The 25,407-nt window shown below is 35.4% G+C and carries 24 protein-coding genes; 17 read left to right on the forward strand and 7 right to left on the reverse strand.

From position 1 onward, the window contains the following. Window positions 1-276 precede the first annotated feature (276 nt). Window positions 277-615, reverse strand: a complete 339-nt coding sequence (locus K8344_RS10290; protein ID WP_237608609.1) for a hypothetical protein — start codon at window positions 613-615, stop codon at window positions 277-279. 414 nt (window positions 616-1,029) lie between these two features. After that, the gene (locus K8344_RS10295) at window positions 1,030-1,488 is read right to left on the reverse strand and encodes a hypothetical protein (RefSeq protein ID WP_237608610.1); all 459 of its coding nucleotides are present in this window, start codon (window positions 1,486-1,488) and stop codon (window positions 1,030-1,032) included. A gap of 598 nt (window positions 1,489-2,086) precedes the next feature. Between K8344_RS10295 and K8344_RS10300 the strand changes: the two genes are divergently transcribed. The 17 genes from K8344_RS10300 (at window position 2,087) to K8344_RS10380 (ending at window position 19,676) form a co-directional block, all read left to right on the forward strand. Further along, the gene (locus tag K8344_RS10300; protein WP_237608611.1) at window positions 2,087-3,775 is read left to right on the forward strand and encodes a 3-ketosteroid-delta-1-dehydrogenase; all 1,689 of its coding nucleotides are present in this window, start codon (window positions 2,087-2,089) and stop codon (window positions 3,773-3,775) included. Between the two features lie 724 nt (window positions 3,776-4,499). Beyond that, entirely contained in the window at window positions 4,500-5,096 is a 597-nt protein-coding gene (locus tag K8344_RS10305; protein WP_237608612.1) for a thioredoxin family protein, read from the forward strand. A gap of 242 nt (window positions 5,097-5,338) precedes the next feature. Next, complete coding sequence (locus K8344_RS10310; RefSeq protein ID WP_237608613.1) at window positions 5,339-6,607, forward strand: acetyl-CoA hydrolase/transferase family protein; 1,269 nt, start codon at window positions 5,339-5,341, stop codon at window positions 6,605-6,607. Window positions 6,608-6,704: 97 nt separating this feature from the next. Beyond that, window positions 6,705-7,133 carry an RrF2 family transcriptional regulator gene (locus K8344_RS10315; protein ID WP_237608614.1) on the forward strand — a complete coding sequence of 143 codons (429 nt, stop codon included), beginning with the start codon at window positions 6,705-6,707 and terminating at the stop codon, window positions 7,131-7,133. A gap of 109 nt (window positions 7,134-7,242) precedes the next feature. Then, complete coding sequence (locus K8344_RS10320; RefSeq protein ID WP_237608615.1) at window positions 7,243-7,677, forward strand: RrF2 family transcriptional regulator; 435 nt, start codon at window positions 7,243-7,245, stop codon at window positions 7,675-7,677. A gap of 154 nt (window positions 7,678-7,831) precedes the next feature. Then, window positions 7,832-8,296, forward strand: coding sequence for a hemerythrin domain-containing protein (locus tag K8344_RS10325; protein ID WP_237608616.1), 465 nt, complete (start codon window positions 7,832-7,834; stop codon window positions 8,294-8,296). A gap of 148 nt (window positions 8,297-8,444) precedes the next feature. Beyond that, window positions 8,445-9,167, forward strand: a complete 723-nt coding sequence (ric, locus tag K8344_RS10330) for an iron-sulfur cluster repair di-iron protein (RefSeq protein WP_237608617.1) — start codon at window positions 8,445-8,447, stop codon at window positions 9,165-9,167. Between the two features lie 126 nt (window positions 9,168-9,293). Next, window positions 9,294-10,508: a hypothetical protein gene (locus K8344_RS10335; protein ID WP_237608618.1), complete on the forward strand. Its 1,215-nt coding sequence runs from the start codon at window positions 9,294-9,296 to the stop codon at window positions 10,506-10,508. A 123-nt stretch (window positions 10,509-10,631) separates the two neighbouring features. Further along, window positions 10,632-13,043 (forward strand): heavy metal translocating P-type ATPase, encoded by a 2,412-nt coding sequence (locus tag K8344_RS10340; protein WP_237608619.1) that lies wholly within the window; start codon window positions 10,632-10,634, stop codon window positions 13,041-13,043. A 57-nt stretch (window positions 13,044-13,100) separates the two neighbouring features. After that, entirely contained in the window at window positions 13,101-13,328 is a 228-nt protein-coding gene (gene ccoS, locus K8344_RS10345) for a cbb3-type cytochrome oxidase assembly protein CcoS (protein WP_237608620.1), read from the forward strand. Window positions 13,329-13,341: 13 nt separating this feature from the next. Next, a complete protein-coding gene (ccoN, locus tag K8344_RS10350; protein ID WP_237608621.1) occupies window positions 13,342-15,543 on the forward strand; it encodes a cytochrome-c oxidase, cbb3-type subunit I in 2,202 nt (733 codons plus the stop codon). Between the two features lie 2 nt (window positions 15,544-15,545). Beyond that, window positions 15,546-15,743: a CcoQ/FixQ family Cbb3-type cytochrome c oxidase assembly chaperone gene (locus K8344_RS10355; protein ID WP_139856585.1), complete on the forward strand. Its 198-nt coding sequence runs from the start codon at window positions 15,546-15,548 to the stop codon at window positions 15,741-15,743. Continuing rightward, on the forward strand, window positions 15,740-16,660 hold the full coding sequence (locus tag K8344_RS10360; RefSeq protein ID WP_237608622.1) for a cbb3-type cytochrome c oxidase N-terminal domain-containing protein: 921 nt from the start codon (window positions 15,740-15,742) through the stop codon (window positions 16,658-16,660). Before K8344_RS10355 ends, K8344_RS10360 begins: the two co-directional genes overlap by 4 nt. A gap of 106 nt (window positions 16,661-16,766) precedes the next feature. Beyond that, window positions 16,767-18,188 (forward strand): cytochrome c oxidase accessory protein CcoG, encoded by a 1,422-nt coding sequence (ccoG, locus tag K8344_RS10365; protein WP_237608623.1) that lies wholly within the window; start codon window positions 16,767-16,769, stop codon window positions 18,186-18,188. 57 nt (window positions 18,189-18,245) lie between these two features. After that, window positions 18,246-18,692 carry a FixH family protein gene (locus K8344_RS10370; RefSeq protein ID WP_237608624.1) on the forward strand — a complete coding sequence of 149 codons (447 nt, stop codon included), beginning with the start codon at window positions 18,246-18,248 and terminating at the stop codon, window positions 18,690-18,692. Between the two features lie 69 nt (window positions 18,693-18,761). Continuing rightward, window positions 18,762-19,508, forward strand: coding sequence for a sulfite exporter TauE/SafE family protein (locus K8344_RS10375; protein WP_237608625.1), 747 nt, complete (start codon window positions 18,762-18,764; stop codon window positions 19,506-19,508). A 3-nt stretch (window positions 19,509-19,511) separates the two neighbouring features. Beyond that, window positions 19,512-19,676, forward strand: coding sequence for a hypothetical protein (locus tag K8344_RS10380; protein WP_237608626.1), 165 nt, complete (start codon window positions 19,512-19,514; stop codon window positions 19,674-19,676). 63 nt (window positions 19,677-19,739) lie between these two features. Here the strand turns inward: K8344_RS10380 and K8344_RS10385 are convergent, their stop codons facing one another. From K8344_RS10385 to hemN, 5 genes are all read right to left on the reverse strand, one after another. After that, complete coding sequence (locus tag K8344_RS10385) at window positions 19,740-20,354, reverse strand: SCO family protein (RefSeq protein WP_237608627.1); 615 nt, start codon at window positions 20,352-20,354, stop codon at window positions 19,740-19,742. Window positions 20,355-20,396: 42 nt separating this feature from the next. Next, window positions 20,397-21,164 (reverse strand): formylglycine-generating enzyme family protein, encoded by a 768-nt coding sequence (locus tag K8344_RS10390; RefSeq protein WP_237608628.1) that lies wholly within the window; start codon window positions 21,162-21,164, stop codon window positions 20,397-20,399. Between the two features lie 14 nt (window positions 21,165-21,178). After that, window positions 21,179-22,648, reverse strand: a complete 1,470-nt coding sequence (gene nirK, locus K8344_RS10395) for a copper-containing nitrite reductase (RefSeq protein WP_237608629.1) — start codon at window positions 22,646-22,648, stop codon at window positions 21,179-21,181. Between the two features lie 24 nt (window positions 22,649-22,672). Continuing rightward, the gene (locus K8344_RS10400) at window positions 22,673-23,950 is read right to left on the reverse strand and encodes an alginate export family protein (protein WP_237608630.1); all 1,278 of its coding nucleotides are present in this window, start codon (window positions 23,948-23,950) and stop codon (window positions 22,673-22,675) included. Between the two features lie 90 nt (window positions 23,951-24,040). Beyond that, window positions 24,041-25,405 (reverse strand): oxygen-independent coproporphyrinogen III oxidase, encoded by a 1,365-nt coding sequence (hemN, locus tag K8344_RS10405; RefSeq protein ID WP_237608631.1) that lies wholly within the window; start codon window positions 25,403-25,405, stop codon window positions 24,041-24,043. Window positions 25,406-25,407 lie beyond the last annotated feature (2 nt).

The raw sequence follows: 25,407 nt of genomic DNA on the forward strand, positions 1-25,407 counted from the left end.
TGCTTTTACGCACCAAAAAAAATCAGTTTCTTTTCGGCCTTCCATTTCGCCTAATTTTCAGGTTTTCACGATTTTTCTTAAATGCACCACAACGGCTCGTATAAGAAACGTAAGTGAATTCGACGCACTTACCTGTCAATATGCACTGAGCCAAATATGCGATTAGACACAAATTTAGTGTTATAAAACAAACCGTCAAATCGCAGATTTGGCGGAGCTGATTAAATGCACAAATGTTACGTAAACCGCTGAACCACTTATGTTTTTTATACATTGTTACCACACGTTATTCCTTTCCACGTCATATTTATAAGGATTTTCAGAGTCTTGTTGTCCATCGTGATAAATTAGAAATTCAGCGTGTTTGTCGTCAAGCTTAACTGTCTCAATTCTGTTAATTCCTATTAAGCATAAATTGTTAATATGGAAAACTTGTTTGTCAAAAATACCCAATCTTGTTTGTGTGATATTAATGATTTCTCCGCACGCTAAAAATCCACCTGTCGTAACAGATATTTTATTGGTTTCATCAATTTTCTTTTCATATACAACTTGTCCGAGTATAAGTGTCAAAATACTCAAGATAACTAAAGGTGTCAGAAGAAAGCCTGTCAAAATTTTCTTTTTTGTGTTTCTGAATAAGGCAAAAAATAGGATTGTTGAAATTATGAATGTCCAACTGATTGTCGAAAAGGTATGAAGTCCTTTTAGTTTGTATCCGCTAAATTCAAATACAACAAATATCAAAAACAAAATTGTCGTGACGATTAATAATCTAAGAACAATTTTCTCAATTCTCGGAAATGTCATCTTAGTCAGAAGTGGAATGCAATTCAGTCCAATTATAAGTCCTATGAATATTATTATCGCTGTCATTTTTTTAATGTGTGGTAACGGTTTGGCTATGGTTTCGTTGCGTGAAAATCCGCAAGGATTTTCCGCCGTAAACCGAAGATAGCAAATTTGCGAGGATTTTCCGTGAGGAAAATCAGAAGCAATGAACTATAGCCGGTGTTGTACGCTGGCTTTTTATTTTTTTTCCGTGTTTATTGATTCCAATATTTTTTTCATTTCAGAGTCCAATTCGTTCATCACAATTTCTTTGTTCAGTTCAGTTGCGTAATCCGATTTAATTCGACAAAATACTCTGTCATTTTCTTTATAAAAATCAAATTCTAAATGTTCATTTTTCGGGTCAGCTTTGTAAAGAACTAATTCTGTATAAACCAGATTTTCCAAGTAATTAATGACCAATGTGTAAATTCCTTTTTCTTTTGGAAAGTTATTTTCTACAATTTTATTTTCTCGGAATAAGTCATAAAATGTAATATTCCAGCCAAATCCTTCGACAAGTTTTATTGTCAGCTTTTCTGTTTCTATATTTTGGTCAGTCGTAATATTTATCATTTCGCTTTTAAATTCCGTTTGTGTTTGGGCAATCAGATTAAATGTCAAAAATAAAGTCAGAATTATTGTGTTGAGTTTCATTTGTTAGCTTGCGTACAACACGTAAATATACGCAATTTTAAAGACGCCTCTCCAAAATGTAAAAATTTTTAAAAATCCCCGTAAATACAAGGCATAACAGCGTATTCTTATTAATCATTTTGTATATCATTTGGTTGTATATCACTAATTTTTACAATTACTGATATACAAAATGACGAGTGTAATACATCACACTACTAATTATAATTTACACTTATAATTAAAAGGAATCATGCTTTAAAGATAAAATCGTCTTACTAGCTATACACTACAATAGTAACAAAATATTTAGAAGAAAGAGAGCATTATAATTAGTAATATTTTAGAATAGTTTATATTCCTTACTACATCTTTGTTTAGTTGAATAAAAGTATGTTACATAGGATAAGTTGGTTAATTGACTTATCTCATAGTCTTGATGGGGATATAGGCTTATATTGCATCTATAGGTATTAATACTTGCAAATAGAGGGTAAACCCTGAAAAGATTTGATATATTGAATAGAGTTGTTATTTTTAGAAAACGCTCTATTTTAAAGACATATAAATAGATTTAGAATTTTTAAAAGCTAATATAAAAATGAAGGAAATGAAAAATATGGCCAATTTACTCGCAGTTAACACTGAGGTAGATATACTCATTGTGGGTTCAGGAACTGGAATTTCTGCAGCCCTATCTGCGCATGAACAAAAGTTAAAGAGTCTAGTTATAGAAAAAACTGAATACGTGGGTGGTTCTACGGCATTGTCGGGAGGTGCTTTTTGGATTCCTGCAAATCCTGTACTAACCGAAAATGGGTCTACCGATACACTTGAAAAGGCAGAAGAATATCTTAAAACTCTTGTGGGGAATGATGCGCCGCGAGAAGTCTGGCAATCTTTTTTAAACAATGGATCGGAAACTGTAGAAATGCTCCGCCGCACTACGCCAATGAAATTTTTTTGGTCCAAAGGGTATTCCGATTATCATCCAGAGCAAACAGGAGGAGATCCTTTAGGTAGAACGTGCGAGTGCGAACCTTTCGATTTAAACACATTGGGCGAGGAAACCCAAAGATTTAGACCAGGATTGATGGAAGCCTCATTACCCATGCCTGTAACAGGTTATGATTATAAATGGGTAAACTTAATGATGCGTAAGCCTACTAAGGCTTTTCCTATTATTTTTAAAAGACTATTTCAAGGAGTGGGAGGTAAAATAATTGGAAAAAATTTGGTTGCCGGAGGGCAAGCCATCGCTGCAGGTTTATTTGCAGGGGCAATTAAAAATAATATTCCCATAGCAACCAACACCAAGTTAGTGGAATTGCTTATGGATGGTGAGCGTGTCGTGGGTGCAGTAGTAGAACATCAAGGCAAGAATATAGAAATAAATGTTAAAAAAGGAGTGGTATTGGCTGCGGGTGGATTTGATCATAATATGCCCATGCGTCAAAAATACCAATCAAAATCGTTAGGTAATTATAGCCTAGGGGCAGAGGGAAATACAGGAGATGCTATTTTGCTGTCACAAAAAATTGGAGCCAATATAGATCTGATGAAAGAATCTTGGTGGTTCCCCGCGATTGCTCCGGTTAGAAAAGGTGAAAAGCCTATGGTACTCCTAGCAGAGCGCTCCTTGCCAGGAAGCTTTATGGTTAATTCTAAAGGGAAAAGATTTATAAACGAAGCTACCGATTATATGAGTTTTGGACAAAAATTATTAGAAAATGAAGAAAATGGAGATCCTATAGGGGATATGTGGTTGGTGTTCGATCAAACGTATCGCAACAGATATATTTTAGGAGGTTCAGTTTTCCCGAGAGCCAAATTACCGCAAGAATGGTATGATGCAGGAATTGCTTTTACTGCAGATTCGGTTGAAGAACTTGCAAAATTAACAGGCTTACCCGTAAACGATTTTGCAGCCTCATTTAACCGATTTAATATGATGGCCAAGGCTGGGAAGGACGAAGACTTCCATAGAGGAGAAAACGCTTACGACAGGTATTATGGCGATCCAACAGTTAAACCAAACCCTAATTTATCCCCCCTTAACGGTAAACTATACGCCGTAAAAGTTGTGCTTTCAGATCTAGGAACTTGTGGCGGTTTGGTAGCAGATGAACTGGGGAGAGTATTGGGTGAGAATAATACGCCAATAGAAGGGTTGTACGCTATAGGAAATACTTCAGCAAATATTTTTGGAAGAGTATATCCAGGAGCTGGAGGTACTATTTGTCAAGGATTAGTATTTGGCCATATCGTAGCCAAACATGCCGCAAATTCAAAACCTGTAGAGGCCTAAAATTTATTGTGCATGTGGTAGCGACGCTAGTATTATATTAGCGTCGCTATTTATTTTAACAATAGCTACAACCACATTCTCCTTAAAAAAAATTCATTGTGTTATTCTAAGGTGAATTGTTTTTACCTTATTTAAACAGCCTAATGGACTTTTTACAGTATTCTAAAAAATTACGAACTGTTTTTTAAACTCTTTTAATAGTGTGTAATTTCGGGGTTGTATGATTATTGTTATCTTGTTAGCATAACAATGCTAATAGCTGAAGTAAGAAATTCAGAATTTATTTTAATACATTTTTTAATTAAGAAAAAGATTCAACCTACTTCCCAAAAACATCATGCCAGCCAAGTATGGTTGCAACCGATTTAATTGAAGTGCCATCAGCTTTAATCGCAGAAAAAAACTAAAAAAAGCTTTTGGTGCATTATGCAAAAAGAAGAAAGGATATTACACCAATGAAGCCGTACTTCACGCACCAGAAAGTCGAACATTATAAACTATTAGCGTGCCTAGAAGCCAATAATTTTAAAAACACGCCGAGGTTAGATGATAGAACCAAGAATCAAGAGCCAAGAGCCAAGAATCAAGAGCCAAGAGCCAAGAATCAAGAGTCAAGACCTAGAACCTAGACTCTCACCACTCACGTTTAAAAACTTAACATTTGACATTTATCATTCTTAATTAATTACCTAAGGCTTATTTTTGCATTTATAAACAAAAAAATATGAAAACATTATTAGAAAAGTCGATAAATAAAGCAATGGATTATACACAGTATAACCTGCTTTTCAAACAATTGGTGAAAGAAGAAAGAACTACTGGTGAATTCTCCCAAATGAAGGTCGATTACACAAAACTAAACTTCAGCCGAACTAAAAGATTGGATAAAACTGCTAAGGTTTCAGAAGAGGCTATGGAGGTATTTAAAAGTGTTTCTGATAAACAAACTTGGCTGGTTATTTCCGAACCATGGTGTGGAGATGCAGCGCAAACGCTTCCTTTCTTAAATAAAATTGCTCAAGAAGCAGATAATATCGATTTGAAAATTGTGCTTAGAGATGATAATCTTGAATTGATGAATCAGTTTCTTACTAATGGTTCGCAATCTATTCCTATAGTAATTATGATTGATGAGGATATGAATGTGTTGCAAACCTTTGGTCCGCGTTCAAAAGCAGCTACTAAACTTGTTTCAGATTATAAAGAGGAGCACGGAAAAATTGACGATGCTTTTAAAGAAATTATACAAGTTTGGTATAATAAAGATAAAGGTATTTCAATAGTAAACGACCTTGTAAATAGTTTGACTGTTAAAGCTTAAGATAAGTAGGGACATCTTAGAACCAAGAGCCAAGAAACTAGAACCAAGAACCAAGAGCCAAGAAACTAGAACCAAGAAACTAGAGTCTAGAATCTAGAGTCTAGATGGAATGGAATAAGACAAAGTATGCTTTGTCGAATTAATTTAACAGTTAAGCGGTCTAGGATTTTTAGAAAAAAATCTGACCTATATCATATCAAAAATCCATTACATTCTCAATCTTTGTAACAAAATAAAAAACCATGCAAATTGTATCTGCTCAAGAAGCTGTATCCATAGTAAAATCTAATAATCGCGTATTTTTTCAGGGCGCAGCAATGACGCCTAATTTATTGATAGACACTTTATGTGAGCGATACCACGAACTTAATAACGTTGAAATTGTTCAAATTCACACTCACGGTGAGGCAAAATACACCGTTGAACCTTATACGCAAGCCTTTCGCCTTAATAGTTGTTTTGTAGGTGATAATGTTCGCAAAGGAGTAAATACTATGTATGGCGATTATACTCCAGTATTCTTAAGTGAAATACATTTGTTGTTCAGAAGAGGTATTCTTCCTTTAGACGTAGCGTTTATCCAAGTATCTCCTCCAGACAGACATGGGTATTGCTCTTTGGGAGTTTCAGTAGATGTTACCTTACCCGCTATTCAAACTGCAAAACACGTGGTAGCCCTAATTAACCCAAATGTTCCAAGAACTCATGGAGATGGGATTATTCATATTAAAAAAATAGATTATGGCGTAGAGGTAAACACTCCAATTTATGCCGCTACCATAGGCGAGCCCTCTAAAATTGAATCTATTATAGGTAGAAATGTAGCCGAATTGGTGGAAGATGGAGCAACCTTACAGATGGGAATTGGCAATATACCGAATGCTGTGCTGCACAATCTAACCAATCATAAAAGACTAGGAATTCACACCGAAATGTTTAGCGATGGAATACTTCCTCTAGTTGAAAGAGGAATTATTACAGGCGAAGAAAAAGAAATAAAAACAGGCAAGATTGTTACGTGCTTTGCAATGGGGACTAAAAAATTGTACGATTTTATAGACGATAACCCGAATATCCACTTCAAAGAAGCTGCATATACCAACGATACAGCTATTATTAGAAGGAATCCAAAAGTGACAGCTATTAATAGCGCGATTGAAATTGATTTAACAGGTCAAGTTTGTGCCGATAGTATTGGGATGTATCAGTATTCTGGAGTTGGAGGACAAATGGATTTTATTCGCGGGGCATCACTCTCGGAAGGAGGGAAGCCAATTATAGCTATGCCTTCAATTACTACCAAAGGAATTTCAAAAATTACTCCATTTTTAAAAGAAGGCGCTAGTGTAACAACCACTCGGGCCCACGTGCATTATGTAGTCACCGAGTACGGGGTAGTTAATTTATTCGGAAAAGGTATCGAACAACGCGCCAAAGAACTTATTTCAATTGCTCACCCAGAGCATAGAGAAGCTTTAGAAAGAGAAGCTAGAAAAAGATTTAATCATTAAGAATGAGATGATTAAATAAATTTAATTTAATATTTTTAATATATTTTTATAGAATAATCAGTTTATATTAACTAAATTAGGGGAAATAATAAAAAATATGTTTTCCAAGGCTTGTGAATATGGAATTCGTTCGGTTCTTTTTATCGCTGAGCAATCTGAACAGGATAAAAGATCGAATGTTACTGAAATATCCAAAGCAGTAGACTCCCCAGAACCATTTACTGCAAAGATATGTCAGCAAATGGCGCGCTCTGGAATCATCCTTTCCAAAAAGGGGCCTAGAGGTGGGTTTTATATTGAAAAAGATTCTAAACTTACTCTAGCCGACATTGTGAGTTGTATTGATGGAGACAAAATTTTTAATGGCTGTTGCTTAGGTTTGCAATTTTGTTCATCTGAAAATCCTTGCCCAGTTCACGATGAATATTTGGTGATTCGCGAGGGTTTAACCAGTATGTGTAAAAATAATACCGTTATTGAACTTGCTAGCAAAATACGAAATGGCGAAACTTTCTTAAAGATGTAACTTTCTACTTCCCATACATCAACCGCAAATAAGAGATATTATATTTAAATTCTGATAGCTTTATCAGAATTTAATTTTTTCTATACCTTTGCATTTCTAAAAATCAACAATGTTTTCAAAAGCCTGTCAATACGGAATTAAAGCATCAGTTTTTATTGCTTCACAATCTGCCATTGGTAATCGTGTAAGTTTAAAAGAAATAGCGGCTGAAATTGATTCTCCAGAAGCATTTACAGCAAAAATTTTGCATCAATTAGCTAAAAATAATATTCTTCAATCCCTTAAAGGTCCTACAGGTGGCTTTGAAATTCCAGAGGGGAAAGTACAGACTATTAAATTGAGTGATGTGGTTTCAGCGATAGATGGAGATTCAATATATAAAGGTTGTGCGCTTGGTTTTGAACAGTGCGATGCACTTCAACCATGCCCAATTCATGATAAATTTGTTGATATTAGAGACAACCTTAAAGACATGCTCGAAACCACCAGCCTGCACGAACTGGCAAATGGAGTAGACGTAGGGTTGTCGTTTTTAAAACGTTAGCTTTTTTAAAAAACTTGGTTGAAAAAAGCATTTGTTTATTTAAAATAAAATCGGTTTTACACCTATCAAATATTGATTACCTGAGGGTTGTAGCCGACTGTAACTATTAAAAAATTTTGGTAAAGACGTTATTGTCTTTAAACTCCTTAATTATATGGAAAAGAAAAAACCTATAAAACGTCATATTGCTTTGCAACCTTTAAGTAGACAACATCATTTTGGCTTGTTGTTTAGTTGGAAAATTCGAAAAGGATTTCAAAAAAATATTGAAATTGAACGGATGCAGGAATATGCAAAATGGTTTTATAAACACGAGATAACACCACATTTTAATGATGAAGAAAAATACGTTTTTCCTATTCTAGATAAAGAAAATGAACTTGTTGAACGGGCTTTAAAAGAACACAGACGAATTAAACGTTTGTTTAATGATACAGAAGATCCTGAAAAATCACTCAGTAAATTAGAGGAAGAGCTAGATGCTCATATTCGTTTTGAAGAACGAATTCTATTTAACGAAATTCAAAAAGTGGCGACAGAAGCTCAACTTGCTAAAATTGAAGAAATCCATAGCGATTTAGAAAAATCACGCGACTATCACGACCCCTTCTGGGAGTAAAAAATCACCCAGTAACTATCAATGATACAAGAAATTATAGCTTTATTTTATATTCTGATAAATTTGTCATAATTATGATTTAAGTCATACTTTCTTCATTTTATTCTACTGAAATTTGTTTTATTAAATAAACATAAATAACAATGCCATGACAACACTTCAAGATAAAACAGTAGCAGATGTAGTTACGGAAAATATTAAAGCCGCTCACGTTTTCAAAAAGTATGGAATAGACTTTTGCTGCGGTGGAGGAGTAAGTATTAAAAAAGCATGTGAAAAAGCTGAAATTGATCCTGTTTTAGTAGAAACAGAAATACTTAACCTAGAAAATATAAAAGACCGTGCATTAGATTTTAACAGTTGGAAACTTGACTTTCTAACCGATCATATTATAAATGTTCATCACGGTTATGTGGAAGAAAATAGTCCTTTATTACTTCAGTATTCGCAAAGAGTAAACCACGTACACGGGCATCATTACACCGAATTGGCCGAAATAGAATCCTTGGTAAAACAAGTGGTTCAAGAATTGGCAGCACATATGAAGAAGGAAGAATTAATTTTATTCCCATTTATTAAAAAACTTGTAAAAGCAGAACGTGAGGGTACAGTAGTTCCTCCAATACATTTTGGAACTGTTGAAAACCCGATTAAAATGATGGAGGCAGAACACGAAGAAGCAGGTGAAATTCTGCGTAAAATAGCTAAACTGAGTAACAATTTTACCCCGCCGCAAGGGGCTTGTAATACCTATAAAGCGTTTTATTCAAAACTTGAAGAATTTGAACAAGACTTACACCAACACGTACATTTAGAAAATAATATCCTTTTCCCAAAAGCCTTAAAATTGGAAAAGACATTAAAAAATTGATTGAGAAATTAGTAAAATAGAACTATCACTAAAAAATAATTAGTTTGTTTTTAATACAGTTCGGAAGATTGACAAATAAGAATACTTAACGTCAAACTCCGAACTGTTTTTTCTTAATTTTACAGCTTGATAAATTTAAAAAAACATATTAGCGTTGCGCTTGCTTATTTCCTACTGGTAGCTCTAATGGGAGTATTGTTGCGGCTATTCTTTGTTACCCCTGTTCAGCTTAATTTTAAGTACATACTTCACGCACATTCTCATACAGCTCTGTTAGGTTGGATTTATTTAGGATTAACAACTTTAATCTATAAAATTTTTCTTTCCGAAGCCGATAAATCTAAATTGTATAAGCGCATTTTTATTTTTACCAATACTTGCATTTTAGGGATGCTTGTAACCTTTCCCTATCAAGGCTATGCATTGTATTCAATTATATTCTCAACACTATTTTTGTTTGCTTCCTATTGGTTTACCTGGTTTGCGATAAAAAACATCCCCGAACATTTTAAGCATCGTTTTTCTTGGAAACTTGTTAAAGCTTCCCTTTGGTATTTGGTGTTTTCAAGTGTAGGTCCATGGGCTATCGGTGGCGTTATGGCAACCTTAGGTACAGAATCTATATGGTATAAAACATCCATTTATTTCTACCTCCATTTTCAATATAACGGTTGGTTTATCCTAGCCCTTTTGGGAATTTTATTCTATATACTTGAAAAAAATGGTGTCGTATTTAGAAGGGAACAGTTGAGATCATTTTTTTTCCTCCTGAATTTTGCTGTGATATTTACCTTATTCCTTTCAGTACTTTGGTTTGGGCCGCCTACAATTATTTACGTGTTGGGCTTAATTGGTGCTGTGGCCCAAATCCTAGCCTTTTATGAGTTGTATATACTTCTTAAAAAGCCGTGGAGTTTCTTAATTAAAAGCATTTCTCCTCGAGGTCTGTTGCTTTTTAAAATTGCAGGAGTTTTATTAGTTGCAAAAGTATTAATGCAATTCTTTTCTGCTTTTCCCTATATGGCAGATTTGGCTTATCGGCTTAAGGATTTTGTAATCGGCTATTTACACTTAGTTTTCTTGGGGATCGTAGTTCCTCTGATGCTCGCTTTTTTAAATTACTTCCGTCTGCTTACTATTCCTAAAAGCTTTTTGTGGTTTTTCCTCTTGGCTTTTATCACAACAGAGGCTTTAATATTTTATAAAGCTTTTGCATTTTGGCTGGGCTTACCTTTTTTTCAGAATTATTATATTCTACTAGCCGCCTTCAGTTGTCTTTTTCCAATAGCCGTTGGGATTTTATTTTATAATCAAATTAAAAATTTTTATCTTTCTACCTAAATCTTTCAAAATTGAATGATAATATGTATCAAGCCATAATTATTAAGCTGATAATTATCATTTAAAGAGAGATAAGGCTTTGCGATATTTGCACCTATAATTAATTCGTAAATTTTTATCCTAATGGTTAACTGTTTCCACTGTGGCGATGCGTGTCGCGACGACGTGATTACATACGACGAAAAGCCCTTTTGTTGCCACGGATGTAAGACGGTTTACGACATTCTACACGAAAGCGACTTAGGTTACTACTACGATCTTGAAAAAACTCCAGGAATTTCTCCCAACGAAATCGCGGGAAAATTCGATTTTTTAGACAACGAAACCATTGTTGAAAAACTACTGGAATTTAACGATGGTAACATGCAAATTGTCTCATTTGTAATTCCTTCAATACACTGTAGTAGCTGTATCTGGATACTGGAAAATTTAAATAAACTCAGCCCATCTGTAATTTCATCTCAGGTTAATTTCCCTGAAAAAACAGTGCGAATTTCTTTCTCTTCTGGGGAAGATGCCCTTAAAAATCTGGTGATTTTATTAAGCCGAATTGGCTATGAACCCTATATCTCTTTAGACGATTCGGATAAAAAAGATAAAAACGTAGACCGCAGTTTAATTTTTAAACTCACAGTGGCTGGTTTCGCATTTGGAAATATAATGTTTCTTTCACTTCCTGAATATTTTGAAGGATCTGAATTTTGGTTAGACAGATTTAAACCCTTCTTTCGATGGTTGATGTTCGCTTTCTCGCTTCCAGTAGTCTTTTACTCAGCAAGCGGATACTTTATTTCAGCTTATAAAGGACTTCGATCTAAAATCTTAAATATCGATGTACCCATTGCTCTAGGTGTTGCCGTGCTTTTTATTAGAAGTACTATAGATATTGTAATGGACTGGGGAACTGGTTTCTTCGATAGCTTGGCAGGACTTCTTTTCTTTTTATTACTAGGGAAATTCTTTCAGCAAAAAACCTATAGCTACCTTTCCTTTGAACGTGATTATAAATCGTACTTTCCAATAGCAGTTACCCGATTGTTTAAAAACTCAAAAGGGAGTACTGTTGAAGAACAAGCCGAAGTATATAAAGTTGAAAAAGGGGATCGCTTGTTGATTAGAAACAATGAAATTATCCCTGTAGATGCCATTTTAATAAAAGGAAATGCCCTAATTGATTATAGTTTTGTTACGGGCGAAGCCGAACCAATTTCCAAACAAAGTGGCGACAAGCTTTTCGCTGGAGGAAAACAACAGGCAGGAATTATTGAAGTTGAGGTTTTAAAACCTGTTTCTCAAAGCTACCTAACGCAATTGTGGAGTAACGATGTTTTTAGTAAGGATAGAACAGGAGTTTTTGAATCGCTTACAGACAGTATAAGTAAACGCTTTACAGTAACGCTATTAACTATTGCATTTATTGCAACCATTTTCTGGATGGTTGTAGATCCTTCAAAGGCGTTTAATGTGTTTACTGCTGTGCTAATTGTAGCTTGTCCTTGTGCTATTGCCCTGGCTGCACCATTTACATTAGGGAATGTGTTGCGTATCTTCGGAAGAGAAAAACTGTATTTAAAAGAAGCTTCAGTAATCGAACAAATGGCAAAGTTGGATACCGTAGTATTCGATAAAACGGGTACGCTAACTACCAATCAAAAAAACTTAATCACCTATGAAGGTGTAGCGCTCACTGAGGAAGAACAAAAATTACTTACAAGTACACTTCGAGCTTCTAGTCATCCCTTAAGTCGTTCCCTATACAGCATTCTAGATAAAAACGATATTCAAACCTTAGAAGAATTTGAAGAAGAAGTAGGCAAGGGAATTTCAGCGTCGTATAATGACAATTCTATAAAAGTAGGCTCTTATGAATTTGTTGGTGATTCTAGCGATTCTATAGACGAGATTAAAAATAAAACTACTGTTCATATAAGCACAAACAAAGTCTATAAAGGCTGCTATGTTTTTAATAGTGAATACAGAACTGGAGTAGCCGATGTATTTAAGCAAATAGGAAGGGATAAAGAAGTGATTGTTCTTTCTGGGGATAATGAAGGTGAACGTGAACGTTTGGAAGCCATGTTGCCGCAAGGTGTTAAGTTGTATTTTAACCAAAAACCGAACGATAAATTAAATTTTATAAAAGCATTACAACACCAAGGCAAACGAGTGTTAATGATTGGCGATGGATTGAATGATGCTGGAGCGTTAAAACAGAGTGATGTAGGCTTTGTAATATCCGAAAATACCAACGTTTTTTCACCCGCTTGTGATGGTATCATCGATGCATCTAAATTCGATAAAATTCCAGACTATCTTAATTTTTCGAAAAAAGGAGTGCAAGTGATTAAATGGGCCTTCGTGCTCTCCTTGTTTTACAACCTTATAGGAATTTCATTTGCAGTAACCGGACATTTGCTTCCCGTTGTTGCAGCTATTTTGATGCCTTTAAGCTCTATTAGTGTGGTAGTTTTTACAACCGTTACCACCCAATCTATAGGGAAGAAATTAAGAATGAGTATAAATAAGAAAAGCTGACGATTGTCATATTTTCGTGATGATTGTGATAATATTTTTGAATTTGATAGTTAAAAAATGACGATAATTTACATGCTCTTGGCGCTCAGTCTTTTAGTTGCGATTATCTTTTTTGTACTGTTTATTTTTTCAGTAAGAAAAGGGCAATACGACGATACCTATACGCCATCTGTACGAATGCTTTTTGACGATGAACTTGTAAAAGAAGATGCCGAACTAACAGGAGATAATACCGGAAAAAAACTGAATAAAACTAAAGTAAATTTAACCAATCCAGAAAAATAATTCTTTTACCATTATGCAAACAGAACAGTTTTACTATGACAATCAGATTGTCAAAAAGTTTATCTATGCTACCATCTTTTGGGGGCTTATAGGTATGAGCGTTGGCTTACTACTGGCTTATATGTTTATGTTTCCGAATATGACAGACGGAATTTCTTGGCTAAGTTTTGGTCGTTTAAGACCATTGCATACCAATGCCGTAATTTTCGCTTTCGTAGGAAATGCAATCTTTGCAGGGGTTTATTATTCCTCTCAACGTTTGCTTAAAGCTAGAATGTGGAGCGATTTTTTAAGTAACCTTAACTTTTGGGGATGGCAGGCAATTATAGTTGCAGCAGCCATTACCTTACCTTTAGGGTATACCACTTCAAAAGAATACGCAGAGCTAGAGTGGCCAATTGATGTTGCAATTGCAATAATTTGGGTGGCTTTTGGTGTAAACTTAATTATGACCATGGTAAAAAGACGTCAACGTCACTTGTACGTTGCACTTTGGTTCTATTTAGGAACATGGGTAACTGTGGCAGTATTGCATATTGTAAATAGTATGGCAATTCCTGTAACAGCATTAAAGAGTTATTCAATGTATTCTGGAGTGCAAGATGCCCTGGTACAATGGTGGTATGGACACAACGCAGTAGCGTTTTTCTTAACTACACCTTTCCTTGGATTGATGTACTACTTTGTTCCTAAAGCTGCAAATAGACCTGTGTATTCATACAGACTTTCTATTGTTCACTTCTGGTCTTTAATTTTCATTTATATATGGGCAGGACCTCACCATTTGTTGTACACATCACTTCCAGAATGGGCGCAAAACTTAGGAGTTGCATTCTCTGTAATGCTACTTGCTCCATCTTGGGGAGGTATGATTAACGGGCTTCTAACCTTGCGTGGTGCTTGGGATAAAGTACGAGTTGATCCTGTACTAAAATTTATGGTAGTGGCAATTACCGGTTACGGGATGGCGACTTTTGAAGGACCAATGCTTTCACTTAAAAACGTGAATGCTATTGCTCACTTTACCGATTGGATTGTAGCGCACGTTCACGTAGGTGCACTAGCGTGGAATGGGTTCTTAGCCTTTGGTATGATTTATTGGTTGGTACCACGACTGTTTAAAACCAAACTTTTCTCAGTTCAATTGGCAAACGCGCATTTCTGGATAGGTACCTTAGGTATCATTATGTATGCGTTACCTATGTATGTAGCTGGATTTATGCAAGCTTCTATGTGGAACCAGTTTAACCCCGATGGAACGCTTACTTATGGTAACTTCCTTGAAACTGTTACCCAAATCATGCCAATGTATTGGATGAGAGCAATAGGGGGTAGCTTATATATTACAGGGGCTTTCATTTTGCTTTACAATATTATAATGACTGCGAGAAAAGGTAGTAAGGTTACAGACGAACTTGCTGAAGCGGCTCCATTAACTCCAGTTACTAAAAGACAAACTTCAGGTGAAGGATGGCATACTTGGTTGGAGCGTCGCCCAATTAAATTGACGATTTATGCAACAATTGCAATTTTAATTGGTGGAATGGTGCAGATTATTCCTTCATTAATGGTAGACGATTATGTTCCTGCAATTTCTAGTGTAAAACCGTATACACCTTTAGAGTTAGAAGGTCGTGACATTTACATCCGCGAAGGTTGTGTGAACTGCCATACACAAATGATTAGACCATTTAGAAGTGAAGTAGAACGTTATGGTGAATATTCAAAATCTGGTGAATTTGTTTACGACCATCCATTCCTTTGGGGAAGTAAGCGTACGGGGCCAGACCTTCACAGAGTAGGAGGTAAGTATTCTGATAACTGGCACTTAAACCACATGTACGACCCGCAGAGTACTTCATCAGGATCTATTATGCCTTCGTATAAATGGTTGATTACATCAGAACTAGATAAATCTGATACCGAATCAAAAATGCGTGCCCTATCTAAAATAGGTGTTCCGTATACAGACGAAGAAATAGCAAGAGCACAAGAGTGGATGACGGAACAAGGAACTCAAATAGAAAAGAACCTATATAGCGACCCAGATTTTGCTTCATCATATGAGGCAGATATGAAGTATGCTCAAGAAAACGGGGAAGAATTTATTGAGATGAAAGACCGAGAAATTGTTGCGATAATTGCTTATCTACAACGATTAGGAACCGATATTAAAGTACAAAACGCCGAAGATGCATCGGCATTAAACGACTAGTTATGTTGAAATTTGTAAAAGGAAACCTAGAGAACATAGACGATGTTCAAATATATCCATTGATATCACTATTAATATTCTTTTTCTTCTTTGTTGGGCTCTTTTATTGGGTGATTACAGCTAAGAAAGAGCACATTACCGAAGTGAGTAATATTCCATTGGAAGACGATACTAATAACCAAAACGACCAAATACTATGAAAAACGTAATGTCATATTTAAGAGTCATAGGCTTTATGATTCTCGCCTTTTTCCTACTAGAGTTTATAGTAGATTCTGGAGAGGAATGGGCAATCGTAAAATATCCAATTATCTGGGCTGTTTTAGGCGTGGTGTTTTTCTTTGCTGTTGCTTTCGAAATAGTTGCAGCTGCGCTACAGCGTGTTTTATACACAGGGTTAGACGATGAGGCTAAAAAGCGATATGCAACTATAGAAGAAAACCAATTCGGTTGGATTAAGAAAAAGTATAAGGAAATGCTCGATTCTAAACCGATAGAAAAAGAGCAAGAAATAGTTTTAGATCATAACTATGATGGCATTCGCGAGTTGGATAATAACCTTCCGCCATGGTGGAAATACTTGTTCTATGCAACAATTGTTTTTGCAGGTGTATATCTAGTTTATTATGAAATCTTTGATGGTCCAAATCAAATTGATGAACTTGAAACTGAAATAGCACAGGCTAAAATTGATATTGCGAAATATAAAGAAAACAACAAAGACCTTATCGATGCTAGTACCGTAGAGTTTTTAGATTCTCCTTCAGATCTTGCTGCGGGTAAAGCTATATACACCGATAACTGTGTGGCTTGTCATAAAGACAGTGGAGGTGGCGGTATTGGCCCCAACCTAACCGACGATTATTGGATTTTAGGCGGAGGTATTAAAAACATTTACAATACCATTAGCGAAGGAGGTCGTGCAGGAAAGGGAATGATTGCTTGGAAAACAGATTTAAAACCAAGTGAAATTGCCCAAGTATCAAGTTATGTAATGACCCTTCACGGTACAAATCCAGCAGATGGAAAAGAACCTGAAGGTGAAATTTGGAAAGAAGAAGACACATTGGAAGAGGCTGTTAAAGAGAATGAAACAGCAGACAATACTGAAGTCTAATTAGAGAAATTACTTGTGTCTATAGCTAGTAACTTAGGGGTAGCATTTAACCTAAACTCTAAGTTACTAGTAGCAATATTACGTTTCACATTAAAATATAATACCATTGGAAACTCCAGAGAACGAAAGCTTTAGAGACAGCATCGGTACGATGAATGAAGAAGGGAAAAGAGCTTGGGTGTATCCTAAAAAACCTTCCGGTAAGTATTACGATTACAGAAAGTATGTAAGTTATGTTTTGCTTGCCTTTCTATTTGCTGCCCCGTTTATAAAAATTAATGGCAACCAGTTTTTACTTTTTAATGTATTAGAACGACGCTTTAATATATTTGGTTTTCCATTTTGGCCACAAGACTTTTACCTGTTTGTTATAATGATGGTAATTGGGGTAGTTTTTATCCTATTGTTTACCGCCGCTTTCGGCCGAATATTTTGTGGGTGGATTTGCCCACAAACTATTTTTATGGAAATGGTTTTCCGCAGAATTGAATACTGGATTGATGGCGATAGAGGGGCTCAAATACGTTTGGATAAACAAAAGTGGGATGCCGAAAAAATTAGAAAGCGCGTTTTAAAGTGGACTATATTCTTTATTATTTCATTCTTAATAGCCAACATATTTCTAGCCTATCTAATAGGAAGCGATCGATTAATACAATACATTTTTGAAGGACCTTTTGAACATTTAAGTACCCTAATTTCGTTATTAATTTTCACAGGTGTTTTCTACTTTATATTCGCTTGGTTCCGGGAACAGGTTTGTATTATTGCTTGTCCGTATGGAAGACTTCAGGGTGTTTTACTAGATAACAAGTCTATAGTAGTAGCCTACGACCACAAACGTGGGGAAAAAGAAAAAGGCCGTGCTAAATTCAGAAAAAATGAAGATCGCGAAGCCTCTGGAAAAGGTGATTGTATAGACTGTTTTCAATGTGTTCATGTGTGCCCAACTGGAATTGACATCCGTAACGGTACACAGCTCGAATGCGTGAACTGTACCGCTTGTATGGATGCTTGCGACAGTATGATGGAAGCAGTTAATCTTCCAAAAGGATTAATTAGATATGCTAGTGAAGAAAATATTGAAAAGAAAGCTCCTTTTAAATTCACACCCAGACTAAAAGGATATACAGCTGTTTTAGTAATTCTTATAGGTGTTCTTACAGGGATGTTATTCTTAAGAAGTGATGTAGAAGCAAATATTTTACGATTGCCAGGACAGCTCTATGAGCATAAAGACAACAATATTATTAGCAATGTATTTACATACAAATTGTTGAATAAAACTACCAGAGATATTGAAGACATTCACTTTAAACTAAAATCGCCTAAAGGGGAAATTAAGAGTGTAAAACAAGGGGAAATTATAGTTCCTGCTCAAGATTTAGCTGAGGGCACATTGTTTATCGAAATTAATGGCTCAGCCCTAAGCGGTGATAAAAACCGAGCAGTGATTGAAGTGTATAGTGGTGACAAATTGATAGAAACAACAAGTGTTACCTTTTTAGGCCCGCGTAGTTATAAGTAGTTCTTTTATTAGAAAAGGAAATTGAAATATAGAATTAATCATTAAATAATAATCGTAATGAAGATAAATTGGGGTACAGGATTGGTGATTGGGATGGTGCTTTTTATATCATTCATACTGTTTTTCGTTATAAAAATCAGTACTCAAAATAAATACGATTTTGATTTGGTAACTGAAGATTACTATCAAAAAGAATTGGTATTCCAAAAAGAAATGGACGATCAAACCAATTCACATACTTTAAAGTCTAAAGTTAAAGGAAAAAGAACAGCCGAAGGATGGTTAATTACCTTTCCCGAGGAAGTTGATTATTCAAAGGTTTCTGGAACAGTATTGATGTATAGACCTTCCAACAAGAAATTAGATTTTAAGATGCCATTAAAGCTATCGAGTTCAACCCTACTTATTCCGGATGAAAAGTTGGTAGGAGGCCGATGGAACACTATCGTACATTGGAGTATCGATGGTGAAGATTATCTGTTTAAAGATGAAATTATTTATTAATAAGGATTGATTTTTTAAATAGTAAACCCTATTTAAATTGATTTATAAACTCAGAATCGAGTTCTTAAAATGTTATACACCGCACTTTTATTTGGATTATTAGGTAGCTTCCACTGCGTGGGAATGTGCGGCCCTATTGCATTTTTATTACCTGTAGATAGAACTAACAACTTCAAGAAAATTGGGCAGATTTTTCTGTATCACTTTGGAAGGATACTAGCATATAGTATTATAGGCTTGGTCTTTGGGCTAGTAGGAAAAAGTTTAAACTTATTTGGGTTTCAGCAACAACTTTCAATTTTGATTGGAGTATTAATGATTGCTGTTATCTTCATTCCTATAAAAACCTTTAATAAATACAACTTCTCAAAACCTATATATAAAGCTGTTTCAAAAGTAAAATCTGCATTAGGGAAAGAATTAAAAAAGAAAACCCCTGATACGTTTTTAACTATTGGGTTTTTAAATGGCTTTTTACCTTGTGGTTTAGTATATATGGCTGTTTTCGGAGCAATTGCTTCAGGAAACCCGCTTCAAGGAAGTTTGTATATGGCAATATTTGGGCTGGGTACAATCCCGCTAATGACCTCTGCTATATATCTTGGTAATTTCTTAAATGGGCAAGTGCGCCAACGAATTCGTAAAGCAATTCCTGTATTGGTAGTTATTATAGGATGTCTCTTTATCGTTAGAGGATTGGGCTTAGGAATACCCTATATTTCACCAAAACCAATGACAGATACTGTAGATTCAAATATAGACTGCGCGCCTACGCTATCAGAAAATAAACTAATTAATAACCAAAATAATATTTAAGCAATGACAAATTCAATCTTACCATTAGCTAATTGGGGCATGGGTACCGCAATCATCATTTTCTTTGCAGTACTATGTGTTGTAATGGCTGCTATTGTACTAAACTTTGTTCTTAGAGGTAAAGGCAGTGGTGACCATAATAACAATACACACTCAGATAAAGAATAACAGCAGTAGGTAAATCTGCTTGCCGACGCATTTAAAATTTCTGGTTTCTTCTTTTGAAAATTACTACCTCGCTAATTCAATTATAGCTTGGATAGTTTCTTTGTTATCTACACCAAGACCTTCTTGTTGATGTACAAGTTCACCCCCTTGATTAAAAACACTTATAATATTTGAGTGCGAAAAATCTATAGGGGAAATTTGTTTGTAATTAACTGCTAAAACTGCAGCAAATTCACGAGTATCTTCTTCGCTACCACGCAGGAAAAGCCATTTGTCATCTTCCATCTGGTTTTCTTTTGCGAAAGCTTTTAATCGCTCAGGAGTATCAGTTTCTGGATCTATACTTACAAATACATATTGAACATCATCCTTTTTATCATTAGGAATTTGTTTTTCAATATTTCTCATATCGGCAACCAACCTGGGGCAAGCAGCTTGACACGAGGTATAAATCATAACCATAGCCAATACTTTTCCTTCGAGCTCCTTTAGTTCAATGCCTGCACCGTCTTGCGTTGTCCAATGGGAAGGAAGGTTATAGATAGACATATCTGAAATAACATTACGCTTAGATTCTTCGGCGTTGTTTTCAGAAATATCTTTAGAATCATTAACTGCATTATTACAGGACATTGCAACAAGTGAAATTGCAATTAAAATATATTTTAAGTTTTTCATAATCATGTTTAATTTTTATCATGATGAATTAAGAAGTAGAGCCTATTCTTCTATATCCTTAACACATCTAAATCCAAGGTTTTGTGAACTGTAACGGGCCTTCATACTTCCGCGAAATGCATATCGCATAAATGCAGCATAATTCATTAAATCTGAAGCGCCAATAGCTGCACTACCGCAGAAAAGATTAGAGTCTTTATCCTGATCTTTTCGTGATTCTCCCGAAATTAGAACCGTATTAAAATCTTGTGTCCACTCCCATACTAGGCCGTGTAAATCGTATATTCCATAATAGTTTTTATAGGATTCTCCTATTGGATTTACATAGGTTTTAGGGGTTTCGTACCAACTTAAAATATATTGATTATAAGATTCAATTCTTCTAGCGTCGGGAACGTCTTCATTTGCCATGGCGGCAAACTCCCATTCGTCTACTGTTGGTAATCGTTTTCCTTGGCATTCGCAATATTTTTTTGCTGCAAACCAAGAAACACTTGTTATTGGAGCATTAGGAAGACCACTATAAGTAACATCATCCTCCCATTTATTAAGATAGCTTTTATCTGCAAACAGACTTATAACGTTGCTTTTTTTCCATTTTGGATTTTCCTTTACAAAATTTAAGTATTCCTCATTTGTAACAGGATATACGTCCATCATAAACGGATCAACTTTTACCAATTGGTCTGCCGTTCCATAGAGCGGTAAAAAAACACCGCCCTTTACTTTGGCCATTTTATCATTTTGAGCAGTAACCTTAACAAATAATAGTGAACAGAATAAGAAAAGGGCGATGTGATATAATTTCATTTTATATAACTTTATTATCTATTTCTTACAGCTTTTACCATCTCTGGAGTTACATCTGTCTTATTATTGCCCCAGCTGTTATATACATAGGTCAACACATTTGCAACATCTTCATCACTAAGAGCCTGAGCCGTCATCACACTATTGTATTTTTTTCCATTAACTGTAATTTCACCAGACTTACCATTTAATACGATATCAATTGCGCGATCTACGTCTTCGTTTAAGTAGTCTGCTTTAGCTAAAGGAGGGAAGGCACCTTCAATTCCCTGCCCATTGGCTTGGTGACAAGCAACACAAGTAGCCATATATTTATCTTTACCAAACTTCATTTTTTCCTCAAAGCTCAAGGCTTTAACTTCTTCTTTTTTATCATCTTTTTTACCTAAACTAGGCATGGATTGGATTACACTCCCTTCTGGAAGGTAAATTCCTTCGTAAATCTCTCCTGCAAATACTTTTTCATTTTCTTCGCCCTCAACGTTTAATACGGCAAGCGCTCCTTTGTTGAATGCTCTAAAAATAGAGTGATCTACCAATATAAATGAACCTGGAACATCTACTTTAAATTCAACGATTGCTGCACCTCCGGCAGGAATTAAAGTGGTTTGAACATTGTCGTTTACCAAATCGCCACCCTCAACGTGAACTTTGTCAAAAATTTCTCCAATTACGTGAAAGGATGAAACTAGGTTAGGACCCCCATTCCCTACGAATAATCTTACAGTTTCACCTACCTTTGCAGTAAGCGCATTATCGCCTGTCATTGCTCCTACGTGACCGTTAAACACTACATAATCTGCTTTTTCATCGATTGCTTTCTGCATATCGAATGCTTGTAAACCACGCTCACCGTACTTTCCTTCGGTGTAAAAATCACCCTGCATTATGTAATACTCTCTGTCTACAGGTTCTAAACCACCTTCTGGCTCAACTAGAATTAAACCATACATCCCGTTCGCGATATGCATCCCCACTGGAGCGGTCGCACAATGGTAAACATATAACCCCGGGTTGAGGGTTTTAAATGAAAAGATTTTTTCGTGACCTGGAGCAACAAATGAAGATTCTGCTCCACCTCCTGGACCATTCACCGCATGAAGGTCGATGTTATGAGGAAGCTTATTGTCTGGGTGATTTTTTAGTTTAAACTCAATTTCGTCACCTACACGAGTTCTAATAAAACTTCCAGGTACAGTACCCCCAAACGTCCAATAAACGTATTTTACTCCGTTTACCATTTCGCCTTCTCTTTCTTGAATTTCAAGATCGACGATTAGCTTTTTAGCTTTACGTTTTCCCACTGGAGTAGGAACAAATGGTGGGTCTGTTAATTCAGCTATCATTTCTTGACTCACAGGGATATCCAAGGCATTTTCATAAGTTTTGCTGGATTGATCGTTAACGCATGCAGTTAGGAAAGCTGCAGCTCCAAAACTAAATAACAGTTTTACTACATTTTTTCTCTTAAACTTAATAATCATAATGGTTGGTTTTTAAAAATTGATTTATAATTTGGTTGTTTCATTTTTATTATAAGTGAACAGTGTAGGATTTATTGTAACCATTGCCCAAGCCCAATAATTCGAATTGCCATCAAAGTTGTTTTTTACAATTTCGATACCTTTCGTAGCGAAATATTGAGAATAACCAAGATTTAACCCTACAAATTCATTCAATTTGTACGAAGTTAACAAATCCAATTCAAATCCTAAATTATTTGAATCATAGTTATTTATGTCTGCAGCAGCATAAAATTGATGAAGTGCTAAACTAAAATTTGTTGTAGTATTTAGGATGTACTTTACATTTCCGTAAATGTCTAATAGCCCTACATTATTTATGTGGTTTCCTACGTAATAGTAATCCATGAGCCCATTAAACTTATGATTTGTTCCATAAAGAGGGGTAAAGGCTTTATTCTCCCCATTTGCTGGCGCACCATAAGTATTTCCACTTTGTAACTCGCTGCCTAATCCCAGATTTAGATTTGAAGTCGCAGCATAATTCGCTTCCAATGAGAATAAATATGCGCTTAAATCATTATCGGCTACATCTTTACCAAATTGATAGTAGAGATTTGAAGAAAAGTTGAAGTTATCAATTCTAGTTTTTAAGTGCATTCCAACAGTTTGGCTGTATCGAGTGTCATTATTAGCCGCATCAATTTCATCAATATATTGAAGTCCGTTGTTCAAAAACATAAAACTTGCAGATAGCTGTTCCCAATTCTTATTTACCCAAATATATTGAAGGCTTTTATAGGTATTTACTGTAAGGAAGTTTCCAGTAAGGCTTTCATTGTCCTGATTATAAGCTGCACCAAAATGAAGTTTAAAATAACTTGGTTCATATTTCAAAATTGCAGCGTCGTGACTTCTTCCTTGTTGGGCCCAGCCAACATTCCCAAAGAAACGCTGATCGTCGTATACTATCTCCTGACGTCCAATTTTAAAATTAAAATCTTTAACCAAAAGTATTTCTGCCCAGGCCTGATGTAGTGAAAAGCCATTATTGTCTGCTACATTAAGTTGTGGCACATCTCCCCAAACTCGTACATCTTGCGGACTTAAATACAAGTGAAGTTTTTGAGTTTTATATTCAAAATTTAATCGTGTACGTTGTGAAACAAAGGCCGCAGGATCAACATTATTTGGGTAAAGTGTTTTATAACCGTGTCTAAGCTCAAATCTAGGACGTAGCTCTGCATCTAAAGTGAATTGCGAATAAACATTTACAACCCCCAACATCAGGATAACAAATAATAGCTTTTTAGCAATACTCATAACCGATAAAATTATTTTCTGACACAAATGTCTGAATATAAAATAAAAAGAAATATGACGGTTGTCACAAAAACCTTATTAATAACTACTTTAAACAGTCATTGAAAACAGTTGTCTATCTGGTTGATTCCGTTGCAATAATACATCAAATGCCATGCAGATATTACGCACAAAAGGACGGCCTTTTTCTGTTATATGTAGTTCTTTAGCGCCAATTTTCAACAAACCATCAGTCTCCATTTCCTTTAGGTTGTGAAGTACTTCTGGTAATTCTGGAAATTGAAGTGAGATGGCTTCCCAAGAAGTTTCTAAACTACACATCATATTTAAAATGTGTTTTCTAATAATTAGATCTTCTTCATTTAACATATGACCTCGATATACAGGAAGAACACCTTGTTCAACCAAATGTTGGTATTCCTCTACGTTTTTAGCATTTTGGGCAAAACTGTACCAGCTATCACCAATGGCAGAAATTCCAAGCCCAACCATTAACTGAGTTTTACTTTCGGTATATCCCATAAAATTTCTATGCAATTCTTTTTCTTCCACTGCTTTGTATAAGCTATCCGATTTTAAAGCGAAATGGTCCATACCTATTTCAATATATCCAGCTTCTTCTAGCATTTTCTTACCAGCTTCATACATATCTCTTTTTTCTGCAGGAGTAGGTAAGTCTGCTTCTTTAAAACCTCTTTGTCCGTTTCCCTTTATCCACGGCACGTGAGCATAGCTGTAAAACGCTATACGGTCTGGCATTAATTCTTTTGTTTTTTCTATTGAATAAATTACGTGCTCTTTTTTCTGAAATGGGAGTCCAAATATAATGTCGTGTCCTACCGAGGTATAACCAATTTCCCGAGCACTTTCGGTTACTCGTTTTACATTCACAAAGGGTTGAAGTCTGTTAATCGCCACTTGAACCGTAGGATTATAATCTTGAACCCCATAGCTCACTCTTGTAAAACCACAGTCGTAAAGAGTTTGTAAATGATCGCCTTTGGTGTTGTTTGGATGACCTTCAAAGCTGAATGATGGATTTTCTGCCATTGTTGCATCTCGAAAAATACCTCTAATTAGAATTTTTAAGTTTTCTGCTGAAAAAAAAGTAGGTGTTCCTCCTCCTAAATGCAATTCCTTAATAATTGGTCTCTCATTAAATAGCGCAAGGTAAAGACGCCATTCTTTTAAAACAGATTCTAAATATGGGGTTTCAACAGCGTGATTTTTGGTGATGCGTTTATTACATCCACAAAAAGTACACAAGCTTTCACAAAAAGGCAGGTGTATATACACACTTATTCCTTCTTTCGAATTGCTTTCAGAAAAACTTTGTGATACATTTTTTTTCCATTCTTTTAATGAGAAGTTAGCCTCATTCCAATATGGAACAGTTGGATAACTTGTGTATCTAGGACCAGGAACATTATATTTTGAAACTAAATTGGAGGTCATAA

This window comes from Aequorivita xiaoshiensis (assembly GCF_022008395.1).
GTDB lineage: Bacteria > Bacteroidota > Bacteroidia > Flavobacteriales > Flavobacteriaceae > Aequorivita > Aequorivita xiaoshiensis.

Excerpts from the sequence above, each read along its gene's own strand:
- K8344_RS10295 (WP_237608610.1), bottom strand. The coding sequence starts at position 1,488 with ATGAAACTCAACACAATAATTCTGACTTTATTTTTGACATTTAATCTG.
- K8344_RS10300 (WP_237608611.1), top strand. The coding sequence starts at position 2,087 with ATGGCCAATTTACTCGCAGTTAACACTGAGGTAGATATACTCATTGTG.
- K8344_RS10305 (WP_237608612.1), top strand. The coding sequence starts at position 4,500 with ATGAAAACATTATTAGAAAAGTCGATAAATAAAGCAATGGATTATACA.
- K8344_RS10310 (WP_237608613.1), top strand. The coding sequence starts at position 5,339 with ATGCAAATTGTATCTGCTCAAGAAGCTGTATCCATAGTAAAATCTAAT.
- K8344_RS10315 (WP_237608614.1), top strand. The coding sequence starts at position 6,705 with ATGTTTTCCAAGGCTTGTGAATATGGAATTCGTTCGGTTCTTTTTATC.
- K8344_RS10320 (WP_237608615.1), top strand. The coding sequence starts at position 7,243 with ATGTTTTCAAAAGCCTGTCAATACGGAATTAAAGCATCAGTTTTTATT.
- K8344_RS10325 (WP_237608616.1), top strand. The coding sequence starts at position 7,832 with ATGGAAAAGAAAAAACCTATAAAACGTCATATTGCTTTGCAACCTTTA.
- ric (WP_237608617.1), top strand. The coding sequence starts at position 8,445 with ATGACAACACTTCAAGATAAAACAGTAGCAGATGTAGTTACGGAAAAT.
- K8344_RS10340 (WP_237608619.1), top strand. The coding sequence starts at position 10,632 with ATGGTTAACTGTTTCCACTGTGGCGATGCGTGTCGCGACGACGTGATT.
- ccoS (WP_237608620.1), top strand. The coding sequence starts at position 13,101 with ATGACGATAATTTACATGCTCTTGGCGCTCAGTCTTTTAGTTGCGATT.
- ccoN (WP_237608621.1), top strand. The coding sequence starts at position 13,342 with ATGCAAACAGAACAGTTTTACTATGACAATCAGATTGTCAAAAAGTTT.
- K8344_RS10355 (WP_139856585.1), top strand. The coding sequence starts at position 15,546 with ATGTTGAAATTTGTAAAAGGAAACCTAGAGAACATAGACGATGTTCAA.
- K8344_RS10360 (WP_237608622.1), top strand. The coding sequence starts at position 15,740 with ATGAAAAACGTAATGTCATATTTAAGAGTCATAGGCTTTATGATTCTC.
- K8344_RS10370 (WP_237608624.1), top strand. The coding sequence starts at position 18,246 with ATGAAGATAAATTGGGGTACAGGATTGGTGATTGGGATGGTGCTTTTT.
- K8344_RS10375 (WP_237608625.1), top strand. The coding sequence starts at position 18,762 with ATGTTATACACCGCACTTTTATTTGGATTATTAGGTAGCTTCCACTGC.
- K8344_RS10380 (WP_237608626.1), top strand. The coding sequence starts at position 19,512 with ATGACAAATTCAATCTTACCATTAGCTAATTGGGGCATGGGTACCGCA.
- K8344_RS10385 (WP_237608627.1), bottom strand. The coding sequence starts at position 20,354 with ATGAAAAACTTAAAATATATTTTAATTGCAATTTCACTTGTTGCAATG.
- K8344_RS10390 (WP_237608628.1), bottom strand. The coding sequence starts at position 21,164 with ATGAAATTATATCACATCGCCCTTTTCTTATTCTGTTCACTATTATTT.
- nirK (WP_237608629.1), bottom strand. The coding sequence starts at position 22,648 with ATGATTATTAAGTTTAAGAGAAAAAATGTAGTAAAACTGTTATTTAGT.
- K8344_RS10400 (WP_237608630.1), bottom strand. The coding sequence starts at position 23,950 with ATGAGTATTGCTAAAAAGCTATTATTTGTTATCCTGATGTTGGGGGTT.
- hemN (WP_237608631.1), bottom strand. The coding sequence starts at position 25,405 with ATGACCTCCAATTTAGTTTCAAAATATAATGTTCCTGGTCCTAGATAC.